The organism is Pantoea sp. SGAir0180, assembly GCF_043546245.1.
Genome location: NZ_CP028071.1, coordinates 2,577,193 through 2,603,861 on the forward strand (window position 1 = coordinate 2,577,193; position 26,669 = coordinate 2,603,861).

The following is a 26,669-nucleotide window of genomic DNA, read 5'->3' on the forward strand; positions in this document are numbered from 1 at the left end:
ACTCCAGACATTACAAGTAGCGGATGAAATTACAAAGCAACGCCTTTCGCGATTACAGCGCCGAACAAAAAGTCTTTGTCCGCAGGGCTTATATTGCTTTTGTCGGCGTCTTACTGCTCTCCTCCGTGCTGGTGGTTAATCTCTATCACCTGCAGATTTTACGTTTCGACGATTACAGTACCCGCTCCAACGAAAACCGAATCAAACTGGTGCCGGTCGCGCCCAGCCGCGGCATCATCTATGACCGCACGGGTACGCCGCTGGCCCTGAACCGGACCATTTATCAGGCGGAACTGGTGCCGGAAAAGGTCGATGACCTGAAACAAACCCTGCAAAATTTGCGTCCGGTCCTCGAACTCACCGATGAGGATATCGAGGCGTTTGAAAAAGAGCGTAAACGTTCGCGCCGCTTCACGTCGATTCCGGTTAAAACCGGGTTGAATGAGGTGCAGGTGGCGCGCTTTGCGGTGAATCAGTATCGCTTTCCTGGCGTAGAAGTGAAAGGCTACCAGCGCCGCTATTATCCCTATGGCCAGACACTGACTCATGTTGTGGGCTATGTGTCGAAAATTAACGACCGCGACGTGGCCCGTCTGGATAAAGAGGGAAAATGGCCCAACTATGCGGCAACGCATGATATCGGCAAACTCGGTATCGAAGCCTATTACGAAGACCTGCTGCATGGCAAAACCGGCTATGAAGAGGTCGAAGTTAACAACCGTGGCCGGGTCATACGGCAGTTGCACGAGCAGTCGCCCCAGGCCGGTCGTGATATTTATCTGACTATCGATCTCAAACTGCAGCAGTATATCGAGACGCTGCTGGCCGGTAGTCGTGCAGCGGTCGTGGTCAGCGATCCGCGCACCGGTGAGATTCTGGCGATGGTGTCGACCCCCAGCTACGATCCCAACCTGTTCGTTGACGGCATTTCCAGCAAAGACTATCGCGGCTTGCTGAACGATGAAAATCGCCCACTCTATAACCGTGCGATTCAGGCCGCTTATCCGCCTGCTTCTACCGTTAAACCCTATGTTGCCGTCTCCGCCCTGAGTGCGGGGGTGATTAACCGTAATACCAGCCTGTTCGATCCTGGCTGGTGGCAACTCCCCGGCTCCGAGAAACGCTACCGTGACTGGAAAAAATGGGGACATGGTCGCCTGAATGTCACCAAATCGCTGGAAGAGTCCGCTGATACCTTCTTTTATCAGGTTGCCTATGACATGGGCATCGATCGTCTGTCGGAGTGGATGACGAAATTTGGCTATGGCATGCGCACCGGCGTTGACCTGCCTCAGGAAAGCGCTGGCAACATGCCGACGCGTGACTGGAAAATGCGTCGCTTTAAAAAGCCCTGGTATCAAGGCGATACCATTCCAGTCGGCATCGGTCAGGGTTACTGGACAGCGACACCGTTGCAGATGAACAAAGCGATGATGATTCTTATCAACGACGGCATCATCAAAGTGCCGCATTTGCTGCGCGCGACCCGTGAAGGCCGTACGCTGGTGCCTTATCGTCAGCCGCCTTCCCAGCCGATTGGCGATATCCACTCTGGCTACTGGGAAATTGCCAAAGACGGCATGTACGGCGTCGCCAACCGGCCAAACGGCACGGCCCACAAAAGCTTTGCCGATGCGCCTTACAAAATTGCCGCGAAGTCCGGTACCGCACAGGTCTTCGGTCTGAAAGAGAACGAAACGTATAATGCGCATAAAATCGCTGAACGCTTACGTGACCATAAGCTGATGACCGCTTTCGCGCCTTACGATAAACCACGCGTTGCCGTCACCATGATTCTGGAAAACGGCGGGGCCGGTCCGGCAGTGGGCACGGTCATGCGCCAGATTCTGGATCACATTATGTTAGGCGATAACAATACTGTCCTGCCGGATGCTGCGCCTACACCACCTGGCTATGAAGGTGAATAATCATGTCGATGAATGACAGCCCGCAGAAGCGGACGATCTGGATGCGCATGCACATTGATCCGCTGTTTATGCTGATCATCCTTGCGCTACTGACCTACAGCGCCATTGTTATCTGGAGTGCCAGCGGCCAGGATCCCGGCATGATGGAACGTAAACTGGGCCAGATCGCCATGGGATTAGTGGTTATGCTGGTGCTGGCGCAGGTCCCGCCGCGAGTGTATGAAGGCTGGGCACCTTATCTGTATATTATCTGCGTCATTCTGCTGATCGCGGTGGATGCTTTTGGGCAAATCAGTAAAGGCGCACAGCGCTGGCTGGATTTGGGGTTTGTCCGCTTTCAGCCTTCCGAGATCGCCAAAATTGCGGTGCCGTTAATGGTGGCGCGTTTTATTAACCGCGATGTCTGTCCACCTACCCTGAAGAATACCGCAATTGCGCTGGTGCTGATTTTTCTTCCCACACTGCTGGTGGCCGCACAGCCTGACCTCGGCACCTCGATTCTCATCGCCGCGTCCGGGCTGTTTGTGCTGTTTCTGTCGGGCATGAGCTGGAAACTGATTGGCATTGCCGTCCTGCTGGTCGCAGCCTTTATTCCTATCCTGTGGTTCTTCCTGATGCATGATTATCAGCGAGACCGCGTGATGATGCTGCTTGATCCGGAAAGCGACCCATTGGGCGCGGGCTATCACATCATTCAGTCAAAAATCGCCATTGGCTCCGGCGGCTTGCGCGGTAAAGGCTGGCTGCACGGTACACAGTCACAGCTGGAATTCTTGCCGGAACGTCATACGGACTTTATTTTTGCCGTGCTGGCCGAAGAGCTGGGTCTGGTTGGCGTGTTGTTACTGCTGGTGCTCTACCTGCTGTTAATCATGCGCGGCCTGATCGTCGCCGCCCGGGCACAGACCACCTTTGGGCGCGTCATGGCGGGCGGATTAATGTTGATTTTATTCGTCTATGTTTTCGTTAACATTGGCATGGTTAGTGGTATCTTACCGGTGGTTGGCGTTCCGCTGCCGCTGGTCAGCTATGGCGGCTCGGCGCTTATTGTGCTTATGGCGGGATTTGGCATCGTAATGTCGATCCACACACACCGAAAAATGTTATCTAAAAGTGTTTAAGAGGTCGCAGATGCGTAAGGACTGGCTTGGCGTTGTATTGGCTTCAATGGTGTTGGCTGCATGTTCTACTCAGGAACCGCAACAGCAGAGTGCTCCACCCCAGCCCGCCTACAATGGCCCGGTGGTGGAAATTCCTGGCGTTGAGCCGCGTTATGAGCCGGTCAACCCGTCGACCAGTCAGGACTACAGCGTCAATGGCAAGACTTATCACATCATCAAAAATCCGGCTAACTACAGTGAAGTCGGTTTGGCCGCCTGGTATGGTGACGAAGCCCAGGGCAGCCGTACCGCCATCGGCGAGCCTTTTGATCCGGATGCCCTGACCGCCGCGCATCCGACACTGCCGCTGCCAAGTTATGTGCGCGTCACGAATCTGGCCAACGGACGTCAGATTGTCGTGCGCGTTAACGATCGTGGCCCTTACACGCCAGGACGCATTATCGATCTGTCACGTGCGGCCGGCGATCGTCTGAACATCTCCAATAACACCCGCGTCCGCGTGGATTACATCAGCGTCGCGCCAGATGGCACGCTCTCGGGTCCGGGTACTATCGGCACTGTTGTGGCAAAACAGAGTTACGCCCTGCCCGCACGTCCCGATCTGAACGGCCCCGTCATGAGTTCGCCCTCCGTCATGAACGGCGGCGGTCAGACGCAAACGGCACCGGCAATGGAAACGGCACCTGCCGCACAGGACGTGTCGCCCATCAGTAATGCGACGCTGAAAACGGACAATGCCATGGGCGCGCCCGTTCAGAGCAGTGGTTTTCTGGGGGCCCCTCAGCCCTTACCGAGCGGTGTTCTGGAAGGCAGTGAGCCAGAGGCGGCCCCCGCCACTGCCGCTGCCGCACCGGTGGTTGCCAGCGCCGCCGCGCCTCACGCCGCTTCAGCCAGCCAGAGCAGCAGCGCTTCGCTGTCCGGCTATGTCGTCCAGGTCAGCGCTATCAATGATGCAGCACGTGCGCGCCAGTTGCTCAGCAGTCTGCGCCAGCGCTTCGGCGTACCCGGCGCAGTGGAAAACGCGGGGAACAACGTTTATCGCGTACAGCTCGGCGGTTACAAAACCCGTGCCGAAGCTGTGGCGCTACAGCAGCGCCTGAGCCGTGAGGGTCAGAGCGCGGCTTTTGTGACCACCGCAGGTCGTTAAACAACAGCTTTACTCATGACTGGTAACGTCTGTTAACAACCCAGTTATCAAGCCGGGTGCCTGTTAATCAGGCATTTGTTATGATGAATGACTTTTTTTAACCCTAAACCCATGGATGTTGTCGTCCCACACATGAACACGCTGAAACCTTCTCGTTTGTTAAAACGCCTGACAGTGGGATCACTGATCGCTTTCTCTCTCAGCCATGCCGCCATTGCTGATGATGTCAATCTTAAGACCATGATTCCGGGCGTTCCGGATATTGATGCGGAAGCCTACGTTCTAATCGACTACAACTCAGGCAAAGTGCTGGCTGAAAAGAACGCCGATGCACGCCGCGATCCTGCCAGTCTGACGAAGATGATGACCAGCTACGTGATCGGTCAGGCAGTGAAAGCCGGGAAAATTCATCAGGACGACATGGTGACTGTTGGTCAGGATGCCTGGGCAACGGGCAATCCGGTCTTTAAAGGATCATCACTGATGTTCCTGAAACCCGGCGATCGCGTACCAGTTTCTCAGTTAACGCGCGGTATCGTCCTGCAGTCTGGTAATGATGCCTGCGTCGCGATGGCGGACTATGTTGCCGGCAGCCAGGATGCTTTCGTAGGGCTGATGAACAACTACGTGAAAGCGCTGGGTCTGCAGAACACGCACTTCCAGACCGTCCATGGCCTGGACGCCGAAGGCCAATACAGCTCCGCCCGTGATATGGCGTTGATTGGTCAGGCGCTTATCCGTGATGTGCCGGAAGAGTATGCGGTTTACAAAGAAAAAGAGTTTACCTTCAACAACATTCGCCAGATGAACCGTAATGGTCTTCTGTGGGATACCAGTCTGTCGGTCGACGGGATCAAAACCGGCCACACCGCAGCGGCGGGCTATAACCTGGTTGCCTCTGCGACAGAAGGTCAGATGCGCCTGATTTCCGCCGTAATGGGTGGACATACCTTTAAGGGCCGTGAAACCGAAAGCAAAAAGCTGCTGACCTGGGGCTTCCGCTTCTTTGAAACGGTTGCACCGTTGAAAGCCGGCAAAGAGTTTGCCTCTGAGCCCGTGTGGTTTGGTAACAGCGATCGCGTACAGCTGGGCGTGGAAAAAGATGCGTATCTGACCATTCCTCGTGGCCGTATGAAAGACCTGAAAGCCAGCTATGTGCTGAGCAATACTGAACTGCATGCGCCGTTGAAGAAAAATCAGGTTGTGGGCAGCATCAACTTCCAGTTAGATGGCAAAACCATCGATCAACGCCCTCTGGTGGTGCTGAACGAAGTCTCTGAAGGCGGCTTCTTTAGCCGTATCGTTGACTACATCAAACTGATGTTCCATCACTGGTTTGGTTAAAGGTGCATGGCGGCGGTTGAAAAACCGCCACCTCGCCCCCATTACAGGTTAATATGATGCTCCCGCTTCGGCGGGAGCCTGTTTTTTAAGTACCGGAGTGATTATGAAAACCAAACTGAATGAACTGCTCGAATTCCCAACCCCGTTTACCTATAAAGTGATGGGGCTGGCACAACCGGAGCTGGTTGATTTGGTGCTTGAAGTGGTGCAGCGCCATGCTCCCGGCGATTACAGCCCTGAGGTGAAACCGAGCAGCAAGGGTAACTATCACTCGGTCAACGTCACCATTAATGCGACACATATCGAACAGGTTGAAACCCTGTATGAAGAACTGGGCAAAATTGAAATCGTGCGCATGGTGTTGTAACACTGTCAGTCATACTGCCAACGGGCCATGTCGGTGCTACCGGCTGGCCCGTTTTTGTTTGCAGACCGCGCCGGTGCGGCGGAAAACGTCTCAGCCTTCCTTTTACGCTCATCATTTCACTTCCGCGCGGCCGGCGTTATACTCAGCCTCTGCCCTCTTAACGGATATTCGTTTTGTCAGCTGAAACGCTCCTTATTCGCCAGCCTGGTTTATGTGACTGGCAGTTAACCTCAGACGCGATGCATCGCTACACCGACCAGCGCGACGCTGAAAGCCGTGATGAAGTCTGGCTGGTTGAACACCCGCCGGTCTTTACCCAGGGCCAGGCAGGCAAAGCCGAGCACCTGTTGATGCCCGGCTCGATTCCGGTGGTACAGAGCGATCGCGGCGGCCAGGTGACCTATCACGGTCCGGGTCAGCAGATCATGTATGTGCTGATCGATGTTAAACGTCGCAAAACCGGCGTGCGTCAGCTTGTCACCGCGTTAGAAGAAACGGTGATCGCCGTACTGGACAGCTTTGGTGTGGCGGCTCGGGCGCGCGCCGATGCACCCGGCGTTTATGTCGGAGAAGAAAAAATCTGCTCGCTGGGCCTGCGCATTCGCAAAGGGTGCTCGTTTCATGGGCTGGCTCTCAATGTCGATATGGATCTCAGCCCGTTTTTGCGTATCAACCCCTGCGGTTACGCGGGCATGCACATGACGCAGTTAAAACATTTTTGCCCGGAGGTCACGCTGGCGGATGTCCGCCCACGGCTTGCCGAGACCTTCGCCCGCCAGTTAGGTTATCAGCAGGTGGAATGGCATGAGGCGGAACCGGCCTTACCTTGACGGTGCGTGCGTATTTACAAATATGTAACTTATCACGCACGTCTGTGGCTGCTTCCTGGCCGCTGAGATGATATAATTTTTGCACTTTTTTCAAATAAAGTTGAAAGCCGCCTTCTCGGGTTGAGTGAGACAGCTTTCAAATCGCAATCCGACCGGAACCTGCTGATTTATGAGTAAACCAATTCAGATGGAACGCGGCGTCAAATACCGTGACGCAGACAAAATGGCGCTGATCCCGGTGAAAACCGTGGCCGTTGACCGGCAAGAAATCTTACGCAAGCCGGAGTGGATGAAAATCAAACTGCCTGCGGACTCCAGTCGTATTCAGGGCATTAAAGCGGCGATGCGTAAAAACGGTCTGCACTCTGTTTGTGAAGAAGCCTCCTGCCCTAACCTTGCCGAATGCTTTAACCACGGTACCGCCACCTTTATGATTCTGGGTGCAATTTGTACCCGCCGTTGCCCGTTCTGCGATGTGGCACACGGTCGCCCCAACGCGCCCGACGCGAATGAACCCGGTAAGCTGGCACAGACCATTGCCGACATGGCATTGCGCTATGTGGTAATCACCTCCGTGGACCGCGACGATCTGCGCGACGGCGGTGCTCAGCATTTTGCGGACTGTATTACCGCCATCCGCGAAAAAAGCCCTAATATCAAGATCGAAACGCTGGTACCCGACTTCCGTGGTCGCATGGATCGTGCGCTCGAGATTCTGACCGCCGCCCCACCGGATGTGTTTAACCACAACCTTGAGAACGTGCCGCGTGTATACCGTCAGGTGCGTCCGGGTGCCAACTATGAATGGTCGCTGAAGCTGCTGGAGCGTTTTAAAGAGGCGCATCCTGATGTACCGACGAAATCCGGTTTAATGGTTGGTCTGGGTGAAACCAATGCTGAAATCATTGAGGTCATGCGCGATCTGCGTCGTCACGGTGTGACAATGCTTACTCTGGGACAGTACTTGCAGCCCAGCCGCCACCATTTACCTGTTCAGCGTTATGTCAGCCCGGCGGAGTTCGATGAAATGAAAGAAGAAGCGCTGGCGATGGGCTTTACCCACGCGGCCTGTGGACCCTTTGTGCGTTCTTCTTATCACGCGGATATGCAGGCAAAAGGGCTGGAAGTGAAATAAGTGTTTGCCGTTGTGTCAGGTGCAGAAAAAACAAAAACCAGATTGTCCGCAATCTGGTTTTTTTCTGCAGTCAGAAATAAAAAGTAACACTTCTGTCATTCTGACGCGGTCTTACTCTTTATGAGAAACGCGTTCTGCAGGGGTTTCTTCCGCTGAGGTACGTGCTGCACTGGAATCTTCGTCTTTCATAGCCTTTTTAAAGCCTTTGATTGCGGAGCCCAGATCGCCACCCAGAGAGCGTAACTTGTTGGTGCCAAAAAGCAGTACGATAAGCGCACCGATAATCAGCAGCTTGGCAATACTGATACCTTCCATATTTAACCTTATAATCTGACGAATAACGGTAATGACTATTTAGGCGCAGTTTAGGGGCAACCTCAAGCGGAATCTGTAACAGAGTAAGAAAACATCCGACGCATTTTATGCGCTACGTCCTGCCCGTTCCCCTGCGCCTCGGGGATCAACGCGCCGGATCCAGCTCTGGCCGGGCAAAGCGACGGTTCTCCAGCACCGGCAGCATAGCCCTCGCCGCCGCAATGCGCTGTGGGTCCAGATCGGCAACGATCAAAGCAGGCGACTCCGCGGCGCGACTTATGGGTACGCCCAGCGGATCGATCACCATACTGTTGCCAATATTACGTGCGCCGCACTCGCCCACCGCCAATACATAACAGGTATTTTCCAGCGCTCGCGTTCGGGTGAGTAAATCCCAGTGCATCTCTTTTAGCGGTCCTCTGACCCATGCTGATGGCACGACCAGCACGTCAGCACCATCCAGCACCAGACGTCGTGCCATTTCCGGAAACCGCACGTCATAGCAGGTCATCAGCCCAACGTTCATGCCCGCCACGGGCACCAACGGCGGCACGTCCTGACCGGCCTCAACCCGCGCCGATTCCTGCATTGAAAAGGCGTCGTACAGATGCAGCTTGCGGTATTCCGCCAGAATCTTGCCGTCGCGAATGGCCACCAGAACGTTAAAGACTTTATGGCTGTCGCCCGGCACATGCATCCCGAACACAGTCGTCAGCGCCTGCCCCTGGCTGGCGGTCAGTAACTGGGTCAGAAACGGGCCGTTCAGCGGTTGGGCCGCTTCCCGTATCCAGTCAGGGTTGGTCATATCTGTGGCCAGCACGGCCTCCGGTAGCACCAGCAGATCGGCGCTGGCTTCCCGGGCTTGTGCCATCATGTTTATACAGGCTTGCGCATTCTCCTGCCATTCCCGTTTAACGACAAACTGACCCAGCGCGACTTTCATTCGTCATCCTCCCTGCCGACAGCAGCCCTGCTGTGGCGCTTATAATGGCTGTAAGGCTTTCACATGGTAGCGCGGTGATTCAACATACCCTTCGCGGCCATAAAACTGGTTGGCTTTAAGGCGTGACGCATGACAATGTACTTCCATGCGATCACAGCCATGTTGCGCCGCCAGCGCTTCAGCCTGCTTAAGCAGCGTCTGTCCCACCCCTTTGCTGCGCTCACCATCGGCAATACAAAAATAGCTGATACGGGCAAAATCACCGGCCAGGGCCAGTTGTGGGATGAAGTGCATAGAGAGAAAACCCAGCACCTGATTACCGTGTTCGGCCACCAGCAGCGTTTCACTGGGATCGGTTATCAACTGGGCAAGGCGCTGTTCAATAAACGACTCTGTGCCGCCATAACCTAATTCACTTAACAGCGCGCTCAACACGAAACTGTCCCTGGCCTGGGCGGGGCGAATATTCATCCTGTCACCTCTTCCTCTGCGATGTAGAAAGGTAGTTATAACCCGATCAGCCCGAAAATGCTGCCTCGGGAGGTTGTTATAATTATGTTACAAGAGCTATCTGTGACTGGTAGCGCAATTTATGCGCTGAAATACCGTCCTGACGGCGGATAAGCGGCTGACTGGATTAAGAAAGGCAGCAGGAAAGCAGCCGTTCGTGAGGTTAAAGTGAGCAACACCGCAAGCAGGGTTCTCGCCGCAGCAAAAAACAGATTAACGCAGGCATAAAAAAACCCGCCAGAAGGCGGGTTTTTAGAATTCTGACTGTTAACTTACAGACTGATAACGTTAGCAGCAGATGGGCCTTTTGCGCCGTCAGTGATTTCAAACTCTACACGCTGACCTTCAGCCAGAGTTTTGAAGCCATTGCTCTGGATCGCAGAGAAGTGTACGAATACATCTTTGCTGCCATCTTCAGGAGTAATGAAACCGAATCCTTTAGATTCATTAAACCACTTAACGTTACCTTTAATCTTAGACATCTATATTACCTTTACATGAAAAATGGACACTAAACTGTGTCGTCATCTAGTACAGCAATTGCTGAAGGTTTTGTCCAGCCTGATTTGATGAAAAAGTGATAAATATCCATTTTATTTACCCTTCGGTGACTTATTCACTGGCGCGGACAGTTAAAACTGCCAGCGCACCCAGGCAAAATACACGTTCCCGTTGTTATAAGTCCCTGGAATGTAAGTCATTTGAAAGTTCACTGGGCCGTAACCTACTGATGCCAGAGGTAATATAGCCGGGATGGGATAATATCCCCAGTTATCCCTTGCCGTTACCCCAACCGTATAGCCCAGTCCATAATGAAATGCCTGATTAGTGAGCGGGCGCCAGGTCGCTTCCCAGCCATAGCCTGTAAAGGGTTCCCAATGATTAAAGGAGTCTTTGAACGCCATCGCATAAAGGCCATGCCAGTTCCCTTTCTCGTCGTAACGGGAAACGCCACCGCCCGCTCCCCAGGGACGTTCGTTGTAGCGATCAATATGCTCTCTGTCATAGGTCCAACGGTTGTGCCAGGTGATGGCAGGCACATAAAGATCGATGCTCTGCGGTTGTTCCCAGGTTTGCTGAACATTATCGCTAAAGGTGTTCCAGCCGGATTTGATTTGCTGGGTAAATGTGGCGGCCTGGAGGGAAAAAGAGACAAACAGGGCCAAAAAGGGGCCTGAAAAAAGAGATTTATTCACGTCAATGCTACCTGTATCGTTTCGATTAAATTCAGTATTCCACACTGAAACTCAGTAACGGAAAAACGCCTCAATCCCGGATACGTGTCCCTCTCCGGGTATTTTCAGCATGTAATTATCATTCATGTTATGGAAAAGTGGGGAAATTTTAACGTAAAAAATCTGAACACATCCCAAACGGCAAGGGCAAATAGCCGCTTACCTGCCCTTCAGCTAGCGAAACAGCAACTTACAGACAACCGGGCTTACTGAGAAACCCGCTAAAATATGGTCTGCCCCTGTTACACTCCTCTATGAAACCGGGCGCTGATCCTGCTTGTGCGGGCTACGAGGGCTTTGATGAGAAGAACAGCGATTGCGGCCACAACGTACCTGGGGATGGCACAGCCGGTCGGGATGACGCAGAGATGCAGGCTGAAATACGAAGGGGAGAGAAACAACACACAGGAAAATTTTAGGCATCGGGCACCCGTCTGGATGCCCGAAAAAACACGATCAGAAGATGAGCTTAAACACGCCTGTCAGCGTCAGCAGTCCGACGATAAAAATGATGGCGATGATCCACAAAATTATTTTCATTTCATATCCCTTACCTAATAAAACAATCCCCTGACAGTATAGGCGAGATTTTGCCGTTTGCTTTTTGCCAGCCGTGATCGCATACCGGAAGGCAATAATCGGTTTTAGCGGTTTCTTTCTGTGAGAAGTATCGCATCGCGTGGCTTTAGTGCGGCCTGCCGTTTCGTTTTGCAGATTATTCCTGGCTAAAATTTATGCCGACAGGAAAGCCCGAGAATGTTGACAGTTTAAATGCAGAGCAGGGAGAGACCTTATGAGCAGTATTAATACCAGTATGGGCCGCTACAGCCTTAAGGCAAAGTACAGCGGCGACAAAATCAAAGGTTTTTTCGCCATCAATGATGAAGGCGGCACGCAACTGACCCGACAAGAGTTTGCGGAGCATTACCTTGATGATGTGGTCAACAATGTGATTTATCCGGTTACAGGCGGTAACCGTGAGATTGCCCGCGCACTGCGAGAAGAGATGGTGAAAGCGGGTTTTGAAGATGCAGATTAACCTTTTGGGCCGCCCGTTCTGTGCGGCCCTTTTGTTTTCTACGCTCTGATTTCTATACCACGTAAGAGAGCAACAAACAGCCCACCAGCCCACACACCGAAATAATGGTTTCCAGCGCAGACCAGGAGCGAAGCGTCTCGCCTATCGTCAGGTTAAAATACTCTTTAAATAACCAGAACCCCGGATCGTTAACGTGTGAAAAAATCACACTGCCCGAGCCCACCGCAATGACCATCAGTTCAGGGCTGGCACCGCTGGTCACAATCAGTGGTGCTACAATGCCGCCTGCCGTAATGGCCGCAACGGTAGCGGATCCGAGTGCAATACGTAACACAGCAGCGATTGACCATGCCATGAAGAGAGGCGACAGATTAGTTGCATGCATCATACCGGCGATGTATTTATCCACGCCGCTGTCCACCAGGACCTGTTTAAAGGCACCGCCGCCGCCAATGATGAGCAGCATCATGGCGATAATCTTGATGGAGTCGCTCAGGGTATCCATGACCTGTTCCATACTGCGACCACGATTCAGACCGAAAGTGAAGATAGCAATCAGCACAGCAATCAGTGTCGCCATGATGGGATCGCCAAAGAACTCAGCATAAGGGAGCAAGGCATGCCCTTTAGGCAGAACCATTTCGGCCACCGCGCGCAGCGCCATCAGTATTACAGGCACAAGCGATGTCCAGACGCTGACCCCAAAGCCCGGCATTTCCGCTTCCGTGAAAGTTTTGGGGTTGTACAGGCCTTCCGGAATCGGTTTATCAATGCCTTTCAGGAAACGGGCATAAACCGGCCCCGCAAGAATCACCGTTGGAATGCCCAGTAAGGTGCCAAACAGCAGCGTTTTCCCCATATCTGCGTTGAACAGCGTCGCAATGGCGGTCGGGCCCGGATGGGGAGGCAGAAAACCGTGGGTTACGGACAGTGCCGCGGCCATCGGCACGCCCACAAACAGCAGCGGGACACGTGCTGATGCGGCGACGCTAAACACCAGCGGCAGCATTAAGACAAAACCGACCTCATAAAACAGCGCAAACCCCACGATGAAGCCGGTCAGCACGAGCGCCCACTGAATATGCCGCGTGCCAAACTTCGCAATCAACGTGGTGGCAATACGCTGCGCACCGCCGCAGTCGGCCAGCAGTTTACCGAGCATCGCGCCAAAACCCATAATCAGCGCCAGACCGCCCAGCGTGCCGCCCACGCCATTTTTAATTGAAATAATCACTTTGTTGACCGGCATGCCCTGCATCACGCCCACCGCCAGCGCAACCAGAATCAACGCGATAAAACCATTAAGTTTAAAGCGAATCATCAGCAGTAACAGTAATGCCACGCCAATCGCCACATAGAGTAATGGCATAATTTTTCTCCACCTGATGCCCTGAATGATGTCAGTGCCGCTTGGTTATCGTGGTCCCGGAGGACGCTTAAAATCAGGGAAATGTCGTGACATTTATGTTTTGACACACCCTGTTACCGATAACATGTTAAGGGTAACATCCCGACTCGCGCATCACCCCGCCAGGGATGAATTTACGTTTTGCGAAGGTGATCAACTTTTTAACCGACCGCTATCAGAAAGTTTCTTGAGGCCTGACGTTGGGTTTTCGTTACACTCAAAGCTTAGCGAAGAGACAAAAGGATGCGCGGGTGAGTGACAATCTGAGTGAGCTGTACAGCAATCAACATACCCTTTTTGGCCGGGGAAGCCTCAGCAAGCTGATTCCTCTGCTGGCTGCCCAACCCCAGGCCACTCTGCTCTTTTGCGGCCGGTCATTTTTGCAGGGGGAAGCTTATGCACGTATCAAAACCACCCTGAACGATCATATTGTGGGTTATGAAATTGTCAGCCATGAGGCTTCCCCGGCGGATATTGATGGCTGGGTCACCCGCTGGCGAGGGCATGTTGATCGGGTCGTCGCGATAGGCGGCGGAAGCGTACTGGATGCGGCTAAAGCCTTTAGCGCCATGATTCAGCATCCACTCTCCACGGCCCGTTATCTGGAAAAAGTCGGCGATACGGCGGTCAACCCGGTTACCCTTCCCCTCATCGCCGTTCCGACCACGGCGGGCACCGGCAGCGAAGTTACCCAAAACGCGGTGGTGACCGACCAGCAGGATATCCAGATCAAAGCGTCGCTGCGTCATCCGGTATTTGTGCCGCAGGTCGCCATCCTGGATCCCGACTTACTCAAAGGCGCCCCCGATACTGTGCTGGCGACCTGCGGGATCGATGCCTTCACACATCTGTTTGAAGCCTACCTGTCTGGCAAGGGCAACCACTTTACCCGTCAGATGGCCTTGAGTGGGCTGCGTCAGTTTATCCAGGCCTGGCCGGCCTTGAACCAGTTGGATGAAACAGGCGATCGGGCGCGTGAGGCGATGATGATGGCTTCCTGGCTGGGCGGTGTCAGCCTGAGCACTGCCGGTCTGGGCGTGATTCACGGTATTGCGGGCGAGTTGGGGGCGATAAAGCCTTTCCATCATGGCGAAGTCTGCGGCAGGCTGTTATTCACGTTTCTGGACCATCTGGCCGTGAGCCAGCATCCTGAACAACGTCAGTTGATGGCCGACATGCATCAGCAGCTGTTTGGCACGCACACGGACTCTCCGGCACGTGACCTGAAAGCCTGGCTGCAACGTACCGCGATTACCGCATTCTGGCTGGATGGCCCGACGCTGAGCGAAGCGGACGTGGCCTGGATTCTGGCCCGCGCGAACAGTAAAAACAGTCTGATCAGCTACAGTAAAGATGAGATGCACGACATGCTTGTTCGTGCCTGGACCGTCACCGCGTAGCCCACGGGCGGGCGTTTTGCCCGCCCGCATCAGGCCACTACCTCTGCTGCGCTGCCGCTGTATTGAACGGCGCTTCCCCTGCCAGCATCTGTTCAATCACCTGCAGGACACCTTCCTCATTGTTTCCGGGAGCCAAAAAACGCGCCGTTTGCTTTACCCGTTGCGGCGCATTGCGCATGGCGAAGCTGTACCCGGACTGCTGCAGCATTTCCAGATCGTTACCGCCATCACCAAAGGCCAGCACCTGATCGTGGGAAATGTCCCAGCGCTGTGCCAGCAGGTTCAGGCCATTGGCTTTATGCTGACCGGGCACGATTAAATCTACCGAGCCGTGACCGCTGGATGTGGCTGCTGCCGATCCTGCGTGCAGGCGACCAATATCCGCCATTAAAGGCTCAACGTAATCGTCTGACAGATTCAGCGCAAATTTCAGTATCCGATCGTCAGCCACCTCATCAAGCGTACGTATTGGCTTAAGCCGGTGACAGTAGTGACGCATCTTCACCAGCCACGTTTCATCCATTCCCTCAAAATAATAGGCGCTGTTTCGTCCACAAAGCAGATAACGCAGGTCGGGATAGTGTCCGTTTTTCAACGTATCGAGCACGGCATCAATGTCGCTGCGTGAGAACGCGCCACAGAACCGCTCTTCATCCCTGTCGATAATCAATGCGCCATTTTCAGCGACGAAGGCGATCTCGCTGGCAATCTCAGGAAAAAACGACCGCAGTTGGTGGTATTGATTGCCACTGGCGACCACAAACCTGATGTTTCGCTGGCTGAGCTGGTGGTAACAGGCAAGAAAACGGGCGCGGTTGTACTGCTTTTTGTCATCCAGAAAGGTGCCGTCCATATCAACGGCAACCATTTTTACCGTGGTCATCAGAACTCCTTAGCAGGGAAACGTTCAGGATTCACTGTCAGAATAGCCTGATAATGCAGCGCATGTGGCATAAAAAAGGGATGGCATCTGCCATCCCTGTATGGTGATCAATGAAACGCGTTGTTGAGGATGAGTGAGGTGATAATGCCGGTGGCCGCTGCAATCAGCACATAGTTACCATCGATATCCGCCCAGTGCTGCCCTTCCGGTGGCTCTCTCAACCCGCGCTCACGCCAGTCATCGATCCGGTATCTGTCGCCGCAATATTCCCGTGGAACGGGTCGACCGCGCCGGAATTCATGCCCTTCCCACGCAAACCGATCGTGGTCGTAGTCACGACGCGCATCAGGCGGTGGCGGTCCACCCGGTCCCGGCGGTCCTTCGCGTCGCAGGCCCGGCGGGCCGAAACCATCAGGACCGCGTCCCGGATGATGCCATGGGCCACCAGGACCACCGGGGCCATCCGCCAGTCCCGGCAGGCTGTACAGGGTGCTGTATGCTAAAAGGACACTCACTAAAACTGATTTTATTTTTTTCATGGTACTGCCTCCAGTGTAACGGCGACGACGCGCCGTTATGACTACTATCGGCATGAGGCGTCACAATAAGTATCGCCAAAACTCTTAAAAGTCAGCAGATGAAAGCGCCGTGTCTCAGGACGCGCTGAACGACGCCGCAGGTGGAAGAACAACAGGGTGACAGCAGAGACTCACGCGTAATCAGGCGAGCAGGGTCAGCCCGACCATGATGTTAAACGGCACGAAAGCGCGTCAGCCAGAGGCGCGCGGTCATCGGCAACGTAACGGAATCCTTTCCGATAAGCGGATCAGCCTCAACCGCAGCGCGTTATGCAGGCTGACTCAACACATAATTCAGCCTGCACGCGGCGGTCAACAGGTTCGCGCCTCAGGGAAAGGTATCAGGGATAACTCAGCATGACGGGCGCATCCGGTAATTTAGTAAACTGGCGGATAATGTTGTGGTAATCCGCGGTAGGATCCAGGTCACTAAACTGCTTTGGATAAAGATCTTTTGCCAGAATTTCCATACCAATAATGTTGTAGGGATGGTTATAAAAGTGGTGATAAATCCCGTAGGTCTTTCCCTGTTTCACCGGCTCAATCTGCGCCAGCCCTGTGCGTTTTAGTAATGTGGTAAAAGTGGTGGCGACATCCTGTTTATTCGCCCCGTAGCCCAGCGGCAACACGTTGCTGTTGGACCGTTTCGAGCCGGTCATAATGTAAACGTCCGGCTTCATGGCGATGATCTTCTCCAGCGACACAAAACCGGCATTACCGGGCAGCAGTGACGAGCCAATATTTTTACCGCCGACCGCCTCAACCAGCCCGCCCCAGCCGCTGTGAGCGTGGGTAAAACAGCAGCTGTCGCTGTTACCGGCGATAGGTTCAATAAAGACGGTAGGCTTGTTTTTGACCTGATCGATTTTCGTTTGCAGCGCATGCCAGCGCTGTTGATAAAAATCTGTATAGGCTTTCGCCTCCGCTTCACGGTTCAGCACGCTGCCCAGCAACGTTATCCCTGGCACCGTGTTTTGCTTAGGATGCAGTTCGTCATCGACAAACACGACCGGGATATTCAGGCTTTTCAACGTGGTCAGTACGCCAGATTGCATCAGCGCCGGTTTGGCACGCAGTTGCGCAATCATCAGATCCGGCTTCTGCGCCAGCACGCTTTCAAGGTTTACCTGTCCCTGATCGTTGAATCCCATATCCACAATACTGGCAGCCTGCGGCCAGGTTTTCTCCAGCAGCGCCCACGTTTGCGTGTCCTGCTTTTTGGGCAGATTGTTCCAGGCCACGACGCGTTTGAACGGATTATCACGATCCAGCAACGCCAGCGCCATAATGTCGCGCCCGTCCTGCAAAATGATGTGCCGGGGCTCTTTCTGCAGCGTGATACGCTGGCCATCCATGTCGGTGACGGTGACAGGATACGTCGTTGCCGAACAGACGGTTGAGGCCAACAATGTTGCTGCAAAAATACCGAATTTCATGTTTAGTAACCCTGTTAAGGAATAAGAATTATTCTCGTTAACTTTAACATGCAAATTCGTAAAAAATTTAAAACTTTTTTTAGCGAATACGTCTGAAGCCGTGAACGGAGGATCGCTGTCCGGCAGAAACACAGGGCGGCGTTGCCAGCCGCCCGCCAGTCACGCCTGCAAAAGCGAATAGAAAATAGCGGAAATGGCAATCAGCCCACTGGCCACCACAAAGACATTACTGAGCTTGCCGCTGTATTGGCGCATGGCAGGAACACGATGAATAGCGTACATCGGCATTAAAAACAGAATGACCGCAATCACCGGGCCGCCCAGGGTTTCAATCATGCTCAGAATATTAGGATCGAGCGTCGCCACCAACCAGGTCGTCAGCAGCATAAAGCCTGCCGTCAGGCGATTCAGCCGCTGAGGCGCAATCGTCTTGCCCCGGCTGCGCAGGGCTTTGTTAACGATGCCGTTAAACCCTTCGCGTGCCCCTAAGTAGTGCCCGAGAAAGGATTTAGCGATTGCAACCATGGCGATTACCGGCCCCGTCCAGGCGATCAGCGGCGCATTAAAATGGTTCGCCAGATAGGACAATATCGTAATGTTCTGAGCTTTCGCTGACCGCAGGTCATCAGGGGACAAGCTCAGCACACAGCTGAACACAAAGAACATAACGGTCAGCACCATTAACAGGTGCGCGCAGGCCAGAATCCGTGAGCATTTTTGCTCAGCCTGGGCGCCGTATTCCTGACGTTTGGCCACCGCAAATGATGAGATAATCGGCGAGTGATTAAAAGAAAAGACCATCACCGGCAGGGCCAGCCACAACGTGCTCCACAGGTTGCCGCCGCCGCTGTGCAACGTTTGCAGTGCGGCGCTGTGCCAGTGAGGAATCAGGCAGACGGCCATCAACATCAGCACCGCGACGAAGGGATAAACCAGCACGCTCATCGCCTTGACAATCATGGTCTGGCCGAAGCGCACCACCGTCATCATGCCGACAATTAACAGCAGCGCCAGTAAGGCGCGCGGGGGCGCAGTCAACCCAAGTTGATTGACCATCAGGCTTTCGACCGTATTCGTCATCGCCACGCTGTACATCAGCAAAATGGGGTAGATAGCAAAGAAATAGAGCAGCGTGATCAACCTGCCTGCGCCAGCCCCAAAATGCTCCTCCACCACATCCGTGATGTCGCCCGCCGGATGACTGCCTGACAGCACGAAACGCGTTAAGGCGCGATGGGCAAAAAATGTCAGCGGAAAAGCCAGCAGCGCCATAATTATCAGCGGCAACAGACCGCCCATCCCCGCATTGATGGGCAGAAACAGGACGCCTGCGCCGATTGCGGTGCCGTACAGCCCCAGCATCCAGACGGTATCCGTTTTACGCCAGCCCGTTTCTTCTGTAATGCGGGCAGATTCCAGGGGGCGGGTGTGCGAGGTTTTCATTAGCTTTTCCAGAGTATGCATCAGCCGCAAAGGCGGCCAGTTGCGGATAAAAGTGTGGCCGTTCTCAGAGGGAACAGGTAAACGCGGGCGACAGGAATGCCTCAGGCTGCCGCTGCGTAATCGATTGCGCGTGCGTTTTTTTACACTATCTGACGACCTGAGTTCAAGTAATGCGTCATATCGTGCAGATTCCGGGCGGGTTATGCGCATCATCCCCTACAGGAAAGGCTTTACAGGCCGTGGTTGTTTCATGGTTTCACCCCACCGCTCTGCTTACCCGTTTTTCCCTCACTACACTTCAAGCACCCTTACAAATTTTGGCGACGACTGTTGTCGGGCGGGTATCGCCGACCGCGCCGTTGCTGTCCTTCACCGGTTTACAGGAGTCAACTACATGAAAGCCTTAACCTGGCATGGTCCGCATAAAGTCAGCGTTGATAATGTTGCCGATCCCGGTCTGGAAGCGGCCGATGATATTATTCTTCGCGTTACCGCCACGGCTATTTGTGGCTCAGATCTGCACCTGTACCGGGGAAAAATTCCGGGTACGGATCATGGCGACATTTTTGGCCACGAGTTCATGGGCGAAGTGGTGGAAGCAGGTCGCGCAGTGACCGCCGTGGCAAAAGGTGATCGGGTGGTGATTCCGTTTGTGATTGCCTGCGGCGACTGCTTTTTTTGTCATCTGCATCAGTACGCCGCGTGCGAAAACACCAACAGCGGAAGAGGCGCGATCTTAAACCGCAAAAAAATTACGCCACCTGCGGCCCTGTTTGGCTACAGCAAACTGTACGGCGGTATCCCCGGCGGTCAGGCGGAATATGTCCGAGTTCCCAAAGCGAATACCGGTCCGTTTAAAGTGCCTGCAACGCTCCCGGACGAGAAAGTGCTGTTTCTGTCTGATATCCTGCCGACCGCCTGGCAGGCGGTCAAAAATGCTGAAATCAAGCCGGGTTCAAGCGTCGCGATCTTTGGTGCTGGCCCCGTCGGCTTACTCAGCGCCGCCTGCGCCCGCCTGGAGGGCGCAGAACAGATCTATATGATCGATTATAATGACTACCGGCTGGACTTTACCCGGGAACGTTATGGTGTGATCCCGATTAATTTCGATAAAACTGACGATCCCGCCGCCTGGATCATTGAACACAGTGCGGGCCATCGCGGCGTGGATGCGGTCATTGACGCCGTTGGTTTTGAAGCCAAGGGCAGCCTGACAGAAACGGTATTAACTAACCTGAAACTGGAAGGCAGCAGCGGGAAAGCGTTACGTCAGTGTATTGCGGCCGTTCGCCGGGGCGGAATTGTCAGCGTGCCCGGTGTGTACGCCGGCTTTATTCACGGCTTCCTGTTCGGCGATGCGTTTGACAAGGGCCTGACCTTCAAAATGGGCCAGACGCATGTTCATGCTTATCTGCCCGACCTGCTCAGCCTCATCGAAAAAGGGCATTTAACCCCGGAAGAGATTGTGACGCACCATATGCCGCTGGAGGATGCGGCACGGGGCTATGCCATCTTTGAAAAACGGGAAGAAGCGTGCCGAAAAGTGATTCTGGTGCCGGGCATGACGCCAACCCAGGCGACGCTGTAGCAAACACGGGCGGGGTTTTCCGCCCGTTACAGGTTAACGGTGCCTCGCCTGGGCGTAGGCCGCATCTAAATCCAGCCGCTGCCAGAATGCCTGATCCGCGCCCGGCCCACCCAGTGGGTAACCGGCGGGTAACGCGCTTTTCACCATCAGCGCACGGCGCTGCTTCGCCGACAGTTGAGGCAAGGCAGTTTCCAGCAACACCTCTGCGCCGTCGGGAACCGTTAACCTGGCCTTATTGCCTGCCACCTTCGGCAGGTTATAGCTCATGGTGAAACGGTAAAACGGCTTCATGCTGCCAGTGCCATAGGGATCATCCTGTCCTGCGGGTTTTGCGCACACCGCTAATGTGGTACCACACTCTTTTTCCAGCGCACTGCGTAGTTGCTGGCGAGCCTCTGCGAATAATGTCCGGTAAGCAGCATCATTCAGATAATGTGCGACGTTATATTGGGCCACCATGCGCGATCCCATCACGTCCAGCGGATAATGTACGCCCAGAACCAGACGCGAATACCCGTAACGCGCGCCCCGTTGCAGCAACGCATCAAAACGTTCCGGGATCATCTCAGCCAGCAATAACGCATCGGTGTAGCCGGTATTGGTATGTCCGCTGGGAAAAGACCCCCCATCGGCCGTATAAGGCTGGTTATCTTTGATCACCGTGTCATCCGGCACCAGATGAATCGTATTGCCTTTGTGCAGGAAAGGACGTGGATAGTCGAAGTGTTTTTTTGCCGCGCTGGTGCTGACTTCACTGGCTTTTATCAGCGCGGCAGCTTTACTCAGCTCGCCTTTTTCATAGGCCGCAAGAAAAGCTTTACCTAAGCGCGGTCCCAGGGCATCGGCAAGGAAATACAGATAGCTAATCCCTTCGGCGTCCGCCAGCGCCTGACGGCGTTCGCCCTGCGTGGCATTAAGATTAATTGATGTCACTGTGGCCCGGTTAGCGTTCATCACGTTATCCGGCAGCGTACTGAATCCCGATAACAGCGCAATGCCCGCCTGTTGCAGGGGTTGGGTCTGGAAATTGTAGCCACTGGCTTTCAGCCAGCGATAGTCGGCGAGTTTGTCACTTTGTTTCGCCTGTTTTAGCTGGTCACGGCTGAGCGTAGGTGCACCGTTCTGGATGGCCGTGCGCTCTGCCGCCAGCGCCTGCAGTTCAAGCGCATTGAATACCGGACTGGATGAGCCCTGAGACGTTTTGTTCGCCAGCGCACTGGCTTCAGACAACGGGATTGCCTGCGCCTGTTGCGTCATGAACAGCGCCGCCGCAATCAGGGTAATGTGCATTTTCATTATTATTCCTTTTTTCTCTGACCTTGCCGGTTGTCACGCTAGCATTGCTGTATGACAGTTTTATTTCGCAAGCCTGGGCCGCGCGTCAGTCGTCAGTGGCAGGCTTATCTGAGAAATCTGTCGCGCTGCGCCAGCAAAACCGCCCGAACCCGCTACGCTAAGGTAGGCATCGTTCGCGGCCGCGGCCGGGGTCGCGACATGGCCTGTCTCTCGTCGGTTGTCTGCGACTGAAGAATGCGCTGGCGAATGCAGCGTGAGGAGAAAATAAAAACAGAATTGATCGTTGATTCCCGATGCCACATTCATACACTTTCGGGTGGCCAATGCCCGCATCGGCATACGTGCTTATCAAGGGATGTTTACATGAGGTTATCCTATGCGCTTTAAAGGACTTACTATCGGGTTTTTCCTGCTGATACTGGCCATCGCGACGGTGGCTTTTTTCGAGGTATTAGCGCCCTACTTCTCGCCGATTCTCTGGGCTGCCGTGCTGGCCGTGATCTTCCATCCGCTGAAAACGTATTTGCGAGGCAAGCTGGGCGATCGTAACGGGCTTGCCGCCCTGCTGACGCTGTTATGCATCTGTCTGATCGTCTTTACGCCTTTAGCGATTATTGCGTCATCGCTGGTGGTCGAAGTGAATACGGTTTACCACAAGCTGCAAACCAACTCGGCCCAGTTCCCGGTCGTTTTCGCCGATCTGCTGCAACATCTGCCAGGCTGGGCCAAACATTACCTTGCAGAAAACAACCTGGACAATGCTACGCAGATTCAGCAAAAGCTGTCGGCCTTTGCCCTCAAAGGCGGCCAGTACCTGGCCGGTAGCGCCTTTATCATCGGTAAGGGGACATTCAGCTTCACCGTCGGCTTCGGCATCATGCTCTATCTGCTGTTCTTCCTGTTGAAAGATGGATCGTACCTGGTCCATCTGATTCTGGAAGCGCTGCCGCTGTCTACCTATGTAAAACACCATCTGTTTAAGAAGTTTGCCGCCGTGTCGCGCGCGACGGTAAAAGGCACGGTCGTGGTCGGTGTGGTACAGGGGATTTTAGGTGGGCTCGCCTTCTGGATTACCGATATTGATGGCAGCCTGCTCTGGGGGGCCTTGATGGGTTTCCTGTCGCTTATTCCTGCCGTCGGCTCCGCTATTATCTGGGTGCCCGCTGCGATTTTCTTCTTCGCAACCGGGGCGTTGTGGAAAGGGCTGTTTCTTGTGGGCTTCTTTGTGGTCATCGTCGGGCTGGTGGATAACATCCTGCGCCCACTGCTGGTCGGCAAAGACACCAAAATGCCTGATTACCTGATCCTGATCGCCACCCTGGGCGGAATGGAAATCTATGGCATCAACGGTTTCGTCATCGGCCCGGTGATTGCTGCCCTGTTCATTGCCTGCTGGAATTTACTGTCCGGACGCGATAACCGCGAAAACATCGAAGAAATCGATGAAGAGTTTATCGAAGAGGGGAAAAAACAGTCTGATACGGCGCAGCAGGATGCCGCAGAAGCAGCAAAGGCCGAAGCCTTACAGGCTAAGACCGTTCCGGCCGACCCCGAACAGAAATAGTGAATAAAAAAACCCACCAGCGGTGGGTTTTTTCTACACAAAAGCGGCTTAGTTGGTCGCTTTGTTTTTCAGGTCTTCGGCACCCTGCTTGGTTTTATCCCAGCCTTTCTCGGTGCCTTCTTTAGTTTTGTGCCAGCCTTTCTGCGCACCTTCAGAGATTTTGCTTGAGGTGGCGTTGCTCTTACCTTCCGCTGCATGCTCAGACTTCAGCTTCAGCTCCTGGCCTTTGTGCTGCGTCTGATGCAGTTTTTCTTTAGCGGTATCTGCGCCTTTATGCGCTTCAGCGACAGTTTCATCCGTTGTGGTAGCAGCGAAAACTGGCGAGGCCAGTAAAACAGCAGACAGTGCAATAATTGCTTTCTTCATCGTAATTCCCTCTTGTGTGAAATTTGTCGTCTTGCGTAATTATTCTGGCACAGGAGACCAAAGAACGATTTAAGAATAGACCTGAAATGAAATATAGCGAACCTGACTGGTTAAAAGGACACCAGAGGTATAATCGTTGCCTATAACAAATCGAGTTGCTGAGGCGACGGGTCCGGTGCCGCAGGTTTGCGCACGCGACGTGGAGGAGGGGGTTGCTGCATAGCCTGGTGAATCCAGTCCATGATCACGGCTACCACATAAGCCTGCTGGTTATCAGTCAGCGTCTGATGTTGCGCAATACCGTGCCACTTTGCCAGGCATCCGCGACAGCAGGTCGCCGTCGCATGCTGAGCAATAAAGACCGGATGACCGCGCATCGGCGTTTGCTTGCCGTCATTCACCGGATGGGCGGCGGACAGACGCTGGTGGATAAACCCGGCGGCGTGCTGTTGCACCCCAGCCTGCCCTTTCGCAAGACAGTAATCGTATTCTTTACGACCCAGACGAAAACGCTGGCGAAAAGGCGAGCGCGACAGGCGCGCAAACAGGTCCTCAAACATTGTTCTTCTCTGTCTCAACGATCACGACAACTTTCTTCCTGCCAGATAACGTACGCCCTGCGCGCCAAACGTCTCGCGGTGCGGTTGCCCGGCCTGCAAATGAAAAATGTCGCCTACCTGGTAGGTACGGACACCGTCTTCGGTAAATAGGGTGATATCCCCTTCAAGAATCAGCGCCATCGCCTCAAAAGGATGATCGTGCTGGTCCAGTTCACTGTGGGCTTCACGTTCGACAATGACCGGTTCTGCAAAGCCTTTCTCAGCCAGCAGCGTTCTGAATTGATGTTCTGTCATCGGCATCCTCGTCTGTCATTGGGTTTACTGGCAGTGTAGTCACTCGCGTGCTTTTTTGCCGTTGCGTAAAGTAGCGCAAGCAAGGTTGTAACAGAGAATCCCGCATGTGTACTTTCTGCTAATCGTCTCGTTAACACGTCATCTCTTAAACGGATTAAGCATGCCGCACAGGGTAAAGACTGCGCTGTTATTGATCAATCAACGTTCACGCAAGGGCCGCATTGATGCCGCCCGCGCCACAGAACTGCTGCAGCAGGCGGGCATTAATCTAATCCTGCCCGCCCCGGGCGATCAACGTAGTTACCCCGATCTTATTTCTGCTTACGCCGGCCAAATCGATTGGGTGATTGTGGGCGGCGGCGACGGCACGCTCAATGCGGCAGCGCCGGGACTGATGCGCACCGGGCTGCCGCTGGGGATTCTTCCGCTGGGCACCGCCAATGATTTTGCGCGAACACTGGGGATTCCCACCCAGATGGAACAGGCGGTGAGTGTCATTTGCCAGGGCCATATGCGCTCTGTGGATCTCGGTGAGGTCAATGGCCACCTGTTTCTCAACGTCTCCAGTATTGGTTTCTCGGCTGAGCTGGCTCGTAATCTTACGGCACAGGCGAAAAAGCGCTGGGGCGTGCTGGGTTATGCCTTTGCCGCGTTGCGCATTCTGCGGCAAAGTCGACCTTTCCGCGCCACGCTGATTCATGGCGGCAAGGCAACCGCCATTAAAACCGTGCAGGTGTCGGTTGGCAATGGGCGCTTTTATGGTGGCGGAATGACCGTACAGCAAAGCGCCGCGCCTGACGATGGCTTGCTGGACGTCTACAGCCTCGAAATCAAACGCAGCTGGCAACTGCTGTTGCTGTTTCCTTCGCTGCGACGCGGCACTCATGGCCGCTGGCGCAATGTCCGCACGTTCAGCACGACCGCCCTGACACTGCAAACGCGTCGGCCACACTTTATTAATGCAGATGGTGAGATCATCGGGCAAACGCCAGCCCATTTCCGCCTGCTTAATGATGCGTTGAGGGTGCTGGCTCCCGCCCCCTCCGGCAGGGAAAATCCTTAAAAGCTTACAGGTAGTGCGGGGCGCTTGCGCATAGCGCTCAGCGCCAGGATGACCAGCCCCAGCCCAATCAGCACCAGGAAGTAGTAATTGAGTAAATGCCAGAGCCCGATGCCGGCGATCCCGCCCGCCAGGAAAGAGAGGATCGTGTAGGTATGCAGCCGCAGACGCTCAACATACAGCGGCGCGTCTTTTGGCGACGCCTTACGTCGAAGCACATCAAACAGCATCGCCAGCTCGATTCCAATGTCGGTGGAGGTCCCGGAGACATGTGTCGTTCTGACGCGCGCATTGGAGATGCGGGTCACCACCGCATTTTGCAGGCCCATCAAAAAACTCAGGCTCAGAATCAACAGCGCGCCGGACGACGCCAGCGTGTAATGGGCTTCGGTTATGCCCAGCGCCACCAGCGCCGCACCTTCCAGCAGAATATTCACAGCGTAGATTGTGCGAATCTGCCGTCGGCGTCCGGCATTAATAATCAGCGTCGATACCATCGCGCCAAAAATAAACATGCAGACAATCAGCAGGAAAAAGATGCCCTGATGCACATTGGCTTTGGCCAGATAATCCGACAGTGAGGATACGTTGCCTGTCATATTGGCCGAGAAGAAACCGACTATCTCAAAGGCAGCCGTGTTTAACGCGCCGGCGACAGCGGCAAGCGTGCAGGCAAGACGGCTGTCCGCAATATGCGTCCGTTCGGTTTCCGTGCTGATCAACATAATGTTCACTCAGGTACGATGCGATTGGCTCTATCATTCGCTGAGTTCGTTAAGGAAACAAGCGCTAATTCAGCGACGTAGACCTCCGTCTGCCTGACTGTTTTTAACGAGAGGGTAGAAGCTATTACTGTGTCATTCGGCGCGAAGCCGGATG

At 54.2% G+C, this 26,669-nt stretch carries 27 protein-coding genes; 12 read left to right on the forward strand and 15 right to left on the reverse strand.

The window, feature by feature from the left end:
- Positions 1 to 23: 23 nt before the first annotated feature.
- The 7 genes from mrdA to lipA all read left to right on the forward strand — a co-directional run bounded on the left by mrdA (position 24) and on the right by lipA (position 7,872).
- Positions 24 to 1,928 (forward strand): peptidoglycan DD-transpeptidase MrdA, encoded by a 1,905-nt coding sequence (mrdA, locus tag C1N58_RS12075; RefSeq protein ID WP_394549810.1) that lies wholly within the window; start codon positions 24 to 26, stop codon positions 1,926 to 1,928.
- 8 nt (positions 1,929 to 1,936) lie between these two features.
- Complete coding sequence (gene mrdB / locus C1N58_RS12080) at positions 1,937 to 3,049, forward strand: peptidoglycan glycosyltransferase MrdB (protein ID WP_006118407.1); 1,113 nt, start codon at positions 1,937 to 1,939, stop codon at positions 3,047 to 3,049.
- Between the two features lie 10 nt (positions 3,050 to 3,059).
- Entirely contained in the window at positions 3,060 to 4,196 is a 1,137-nt protein-coding gene (gene rlpA, locus C1N58_RS12085) for an endolytic peptidoglycan transglycosylase RlpA (protein ID WP_394564209.1), read from the forward strand.
- A gap of 132 nt (positions 4,197 to 4,328) precedes the next feature.
- Complete coding sequence (gene dacA / locus C1N58_RS12090; protein ID WP_006118405.1) at positions 4,329 to 5,540, forward strand: D-alanyl-D-alanine carboxypeptidase DacA; 1,212 nt, start codon at positions 4,329 to 4,331, stop codon at positions 5,538 to 5,540.
- A gap of 103 nt (positions 5,541 to 5,643) precedes the next feature.
- Entirely contained in the window at positions 5,644 to 5,907 is a 264-nt protein-coding gene (gene ybeD, locus C1N58_RS12095; protein WP_006118404.1) for a DUF493 family protein YbeD, read from the forward strand.
- Positions 5,908 to 6,080: 173 nt separating this feature from the next.
- Complete coding sequence (gene lipB, locus C1N58_RS12100) at positions 6,081 to 6,737, forward strand: lipoyl(octanoyl) transferase LipB (protein ID WP_006118403.1); 657 nt, start codon at positions 6,081 to 6,083, stop codon at positions 6,735 to 6,737.
- Between the two features lie 169 nt (positions 6,738 to 6,906).
- A complete protein-coding gene (gene lipA, locus C1N58_RS12105; RefSeq protein WP_394549812.1) occupies positions 6,907 to 7,872 on the forward strand; it encodes a lipoyl synthase in 966 nt (321 codons plus the stop codon).
- 111 nt (positions 7,873 to 7,983) lie between these two features.
- Here the strand turns inward: lipA and tatE are convergent, their stop codons facing one another.
- The 5 genes from tatE to pagP form a co-directional block, all read right to left on the reverse strand.
- Positions 7,984 to 8,187, reverse strand: a complete 204-nt coding sequence (tatE, locus tag C1N58_RS12110; protein WP_006118401.1) for a twin-arginine translocase subunit TatE — start codon at positions 8,185 to 8,187, stop codon at positions 7,984 to 7,986.
- Positions 8,188 to 8,332: 145 nt separating this feature from the next.
- Positions 8,333 to 9,130 carry a deaminated glutathione amidase gene (locus tag C1N58_RS12115; RefSeq protein ID WP_110267783.1) on the reverse strand — a complete coding sequence of 266 codons (798 nt, stop codon included), beginning with the start codon at positions 9,128 to 9,130 and terminating at the stop codon, positions 8,333 to 8,335.
- Between the two features lie 39 nt (positions 9,131 to 9,169).
- Positions 9,170 to 9,601, reverse strand: a complete 432-nt coding sequence (locus C1N58_RS12120; RefSeq protein ID WP_033737452.1) for a GNAT family N-acetyltransferase — start codon at positions 9,599 to 9,601, stop codon at positions 9,170 to 9,172.
- A 311-nt stretch (positions 9,602 to 9,912) separates the two neighbouring features.
- Positions 9,913 to 10,122, reverse strand: coding sequence for a transcription antiterminator/RNA stability regulator CspE (gene cspE / locus C1N58_RS12125; RefSeq protein ID WP_006118399.1), 210 nt, complete (start codon positions 10,120 to 10,122; stop codon positions 9,913 to 9,915).
- Positions 10,123 to 10,272: 150 nt separating this feature from the next.
- Positions 10,273 to 10,806, reverse strand: a complete 534-nt coding sequence (gene pagP, locus C1N58_RS12130; protein ID WP_110267826.1) for a lipid IV(A) palmitoyltransferase PagP — start codon at positions 10,804 to 10,806, stop codon at positions 10,273 to 10,275.
- An 862-nt stretch (positions 10,807 to 11,668) separates the two neighbouring features.
- Here pagP and C1N58_RS12135 point away from each other — a divergent pair.
- A complete protein-coding gene (locus C1N58_RS12135; RefSeq protein ID WP_006118397.1) occupies positions 11,669 to 11,914 on the forward strand; it encodes a hypothetical protein in 246 nt (81 codons plus the stop codon).
- Positions 11,915 to 11,966: 52 nt separating this feature from the next.
- Here C1N58_RS12135 and gntT read toward each other — a convergent pair whose 3' ends face one another.
- Complete coding sequence (gene gntT, locus C1N58_RS12140) at positions 11,967 to 13,283, reverse strand: gluconate transporter (RefSeq protein ID WP_394564210.1); 1,317 nt, start codon at positions 13,281 to 13,283, stop codon at positions 11,967 to 11,969.
- 290 nt (positions 13,284 to 13,573) lie between these two features.
- On the opposite strand from gntT, the gene C1N58_RS12145 reads away from it, so the two are divergent.
- Positions 13,574 to 14,722, forward strand: coding sequence for an iron-containing alcohol dehydrogenase (locus tag C1N58_RS12145; RefSeq protein WP_039342907.1), 1,149 nt, complete (start codon positions 13,574 to 13,576; stop codon positions 14,720 to 14,722).
- Between the two features lie 37 nt (positions 14,723 to 14,759).
- On the opposite strand, the gene C1N58_RS12150 is transcribed toward C1N58_RS12145, so the two are convergent.
- The 4 genes from C1N58_RS12150 to C1N58_RS12165 all read right to left on the reverse strand — a co-directional run bounded on the left by C1N58_RS12150 (position 14,760) and on the right by C1N58_RS12165 (position 19,062).
- Positions 14,760 to 15,605, reverse strand: coding sequence for a Cof-type HAD-IIB family hydrolase (locus C1N58_RS12150; protein ID WP_054634331.1), 846 nt, complete (start codon positions 15,603 to 15,605; stop codon positions 14,760 to 14,762).
- 107 nt (positions 15,606 to 15,712) lie between these two features.
- Positions 15,713 to 16,144, reverse strand: coding sequence for an RcnB family protein (locus tag C1N58_RS12155; protein ID WP_033737446.1), 432 nt, complete (start codon positions 16,142 to 16,144; stop codon positions 15,713 to 15,715).
- Positions 16,145 to 16,524: 380 nt separating this feature from the next.
- Complete coding sequence (locus C1N58_RS12160) at positions 16,525 to 17,619, reverse strand: ABC transporter substrate-binding protein (protein WP_039342958.1); 1,095 nt, start codon at positions 17,617 to 17,619, stop codon at positions 16,525 to 16,527.
- 159 nt (positions 17,620 to 17,778) lie between these two features.
- On the reverse strand, positions 17,779 to 19,062 hold the full coding sequence (locus C1N58_RS12165) for an HAAAP family serine/threonine permease (RefSeq protein ID WP_283787551.1): 1,284 nt from the start codon (positions 19,060 to 19,062) through the stop codon (positions 17,779 to 17,781).
- Between the two features lie 394 nt (positions 19,063 to 19,456).
- Between C1N58_RS12165 and C1N58_RS12170 the strand changes: the two genes are divergently transcribed.
- Positions 19,457 to 20,650, forward strand: coding sequence for a zinc-dependent alcohol dehydrogenase (locus C1N58_RS12170; RefSeq protein WP_394564211.1), 1,194 nt, complete (start codon positions 19,457 to 19,459; stop codon positions 20,648 to 20,650).
- Between the two features lie 33 nt (positions 20,651 to 20,683).
- On the opposite strand, the gene C1N58_RS12175 is transcribed toward C1N58_RS12170, so the two are convergent.
- Positions 20,684 to 21,946 carry an acid phosphatase gene (locus C1N58_RS12175; protein ID WP_394549815.1) on the reverse strand — a complete coding sequence of 421 codons (1,263 nt, stop codon included), beginning with the start codon at positions 21,944 to 21,946 and terminating at the stop codon, positions 20,684 to 20,686.
- 376 nt (positions 21,947 to 22,322) lie between these two features.
- Here C1N58_RS12175 and C1N58_RS12180 point away from each other — a divergent pair, with 376 nt between their 5' ends.
- Positions 22,323 to 23,510, forward strand: a complete 1,188-nt coding sequence (locus tag C1N58_RS12180; protein WP_394549816.1) for an AI-2E family transporter — start codon at positions 22,323 to 22,325, stop codon at positions 23,508 to 23,510.
- Between the two features lie 48 nt (positions 23,511 to 23,558).
- On the opposite strand, the gene C1N58_RS12185 is transcribed toward C1N58_RS12180, so the two are convergent.
- The 3 genes from C1N58_RS12185 to C1N58_RS12195 form a co-directional block, all read right to left on the reverse strand.
- Positions 23,559 to 23,876, reverse strand: coding sequence for a hypothetical protein (locus C1N58_RS12185; RefSeq protein WP_033737439.1), 318 nt, complete (start codon positions 23,874 to 23,876; stop codon positions 23,559 to 23,561).
- A gap of 140 nt (positions 23,877 to 24,016) precedes the next feature.
- Positions 24,017 to 24,436 carry a DUF4186 domain-containing protein gene (locus tag C1N58_RS12190; protein ID WP_039342914.1) on the reverse strand — a complete coding sequence of 140 codons (420 nt, stop codon included), beginning with the start codon at positions 24,434 to 24,436 and terminating at the stop codon, positions 24,017 to 24,019.
- 21 nt (positions 24,437 to 24,457) lie between these two features.
- Positions 24,458 to 24,730, reverse strand: a complete 273-nt coding sequence (locus C1N58_RS12195; protein WP_033737438.1) for a cupin domain-containing protein — start codon at positions 24,728 to 24,730, stop codon at positions 24,458 to 24,460.
- 160 nt (positions 24,731 to 24,890) lie between these two features.
- Here C1N58_RS12195 and C1N58_RS12200 point away from each other — a divergent pair, with 160 nt between their 5' ends.
- Positions 24,891 to 25,793: a lipid kinase gene (locus C1N58_RS12200; protein WP_394564212.1), complete on the forward strand. Its 903-nt coding sequence runs from the start codon at positions 24,891 to 24,893 to the stop codon at positions 25,791 to 25,793.
- On the opposite strand, the gene C1N58_RS12205 is transcribed toward C1N58_RS12200, so the two are convergent.
- Entirely contained in the window at positions 25,790 to 26,515 is a 726-nt protein-coding gene (locus tag C1N58_RS12205; protein WP_283787561.1) for a YoaK family protein, read from the reverse strand. The two genes, C1N58_RS12200 and C1N58_RS12205, sit on opposite strands and share 4 nt — an antisense overlap.
- Positions 26,516 to 26,669: the final 154 nt, after the last annotated feature.

Coding starts and splice junctions, on each gene's coding strand:
- mrdA (WP_394549810.1), top strand. CDS start 24: ATGAAATTACAAAGCAACGCCTTTCGCGATTACAGCGCCGAACAAAAA.
- mrdB (WP_006118407.1), top strand. CDS start 1,937: ATGAATGACAGCCCGCAGAAGCGGACGATCTGGATGCGCATGCACATT.
- rlpA (WP_394564209.1), top strand. CDS start 3,060: ATGCGTAAGGACTGGCTTGGCGTTGTATTGGCTTCAATGGTGTTGGCT.
- dacA (WP_006118405.1), top strand. CDS start 4,329: ATGAACACGCTGAAACCTTCTCGTTTGTTAAAACGCCTGACAGTGGGA.
- ybeD (WP_006118404.1), top strand. CDS start 5,644: ATGAAAACCAAACTGAATGAACTGCTCGAATTCCCAACCCCGTTTACC.
- lipA (WP_394549812.1), top strand. CDS start 6,907: ATGAGTAAACCAATTCAGATGGAACGCGGCGTCAAATACCGTGACGCA.
- tatE (WP_006118401.1), bottom strand. CDS start 8,187: ATGGAAGGTATCAGTATTGCCAAGCTGCTGATTATCGGTGCGCTTATC.
- C1N58_RS12115 (WP_110267783.1), bottom strand. CDS start 9,130: ATGAAAGTCGCGCTGGGTCAGTTTGTCGTTAAACGGGAATGGCAGGAG.
- C1N58_RS12120 (WP_033737452.1), bottom strand. CDS start 9,601: ATGAATATTCGCCCCGCCCAGGCCAGGGACAGTTTCGTGTTGAGCGCG.
- cspE (WP_006118399.1), bottom strand. CDS start 10,122: ATGTCTAAGATTAAAGGTAACGTTAAGTGGTTTAATGAATCTAAAGGA.
- C1N58_RS12135 (WP_006118397.1), top strand. CDS start 11,669: ATGAGCAGTATTAATACCAGTATGGGCCGCTACAGCCTTAAGGCAAAG.
- gntT (WP_394564210.1), bottom strand. CDS start 13,283: ATGCCATTACTCTATGTGGCGATTGGCGTGGCATTACTGTTACTGCTG.
- C1N58_RS12150 (WP_054634331.1), bottom strand. CDS start 15,605: ATGACCACGGTAAAAATGGTTGCCGTTGATATGGACGGCACCTTTCTG.
- C1N58_RS12155 (WP_033737446.1), bottom strand. CDS start 16,144: ATGAAAAAAATAAAATCAGTTTTAGTGAGTGTCCTTTTAGCATACAGC.
- C1N58_RS12160 (WP_039342958.1), bottom strand. CDS start 17,619: ATGAAATTCGGTATTTTTGCAGCAACATTGTTGGCCTCAACCGTCTGT.
- C1N58_RS12165 (WP_283787551.1), bottom strand. CDS start 19,062: ATGAAAACCTCGCACACCCGCCCCCTGGAATCTGCCCGCATTACAGAA.
- C1N58_RS12170 (WP_394564211.1), top strand. CDS start 19,457: ATGAAAGCCTTAACCTGGCATGGTCCGCATAAAGTCAGCGTTGATAAT.
- C1N58_RS12175 (WP_394549815.1), bottom strand. CDS start 21,946: ATGAAAATGCACATTACCCTGATTGCGGCGGCGCTGTTCATGACGCAA.
- C1N58_RS12180 (WP_394549816.1), top strand. CDS start 22,323: ATGCGCTTTAAAGGACTTACTATCGGGTTTTTCCTGCTGATACTGGCC.
- C1N58_RS12185 (WP_033737439.1), bottom strand. CDS start 23,876: ATGAAGAAAGCAATTATTGCACTGTCTGCTGTTTTACTGGCCTCGCCA.
- C1N58_RS12190 (WP_039342914.1), bottom strand. CDS start 24,436: ATGTTTGAGGACCTGTTTGCGCGCCTGTCGCGCTCGCCTTTTCGCCAG.
- C1N58_RS12195 (WP_033737438.1), bottom strand. CDS start 24,730: ATGACAGAACATCAATTCAGAACGCTGCTGGCTGAGAAAGGCTTTGCA.
- C1N58_RS12200 (WP_394564212.1), top strand. CDS start 24,891: ATGCCGCACAGGGTAAAGACTGCGCTGTTATTGATCAATCAACGTTCA.
- C1N58_RS12205 (WP_283787561.1), bottom strand. CDS start 26,515: ATGTTGATCAGCACGGAAACCGAACGGACGCATATTGCGGACAGCCGT.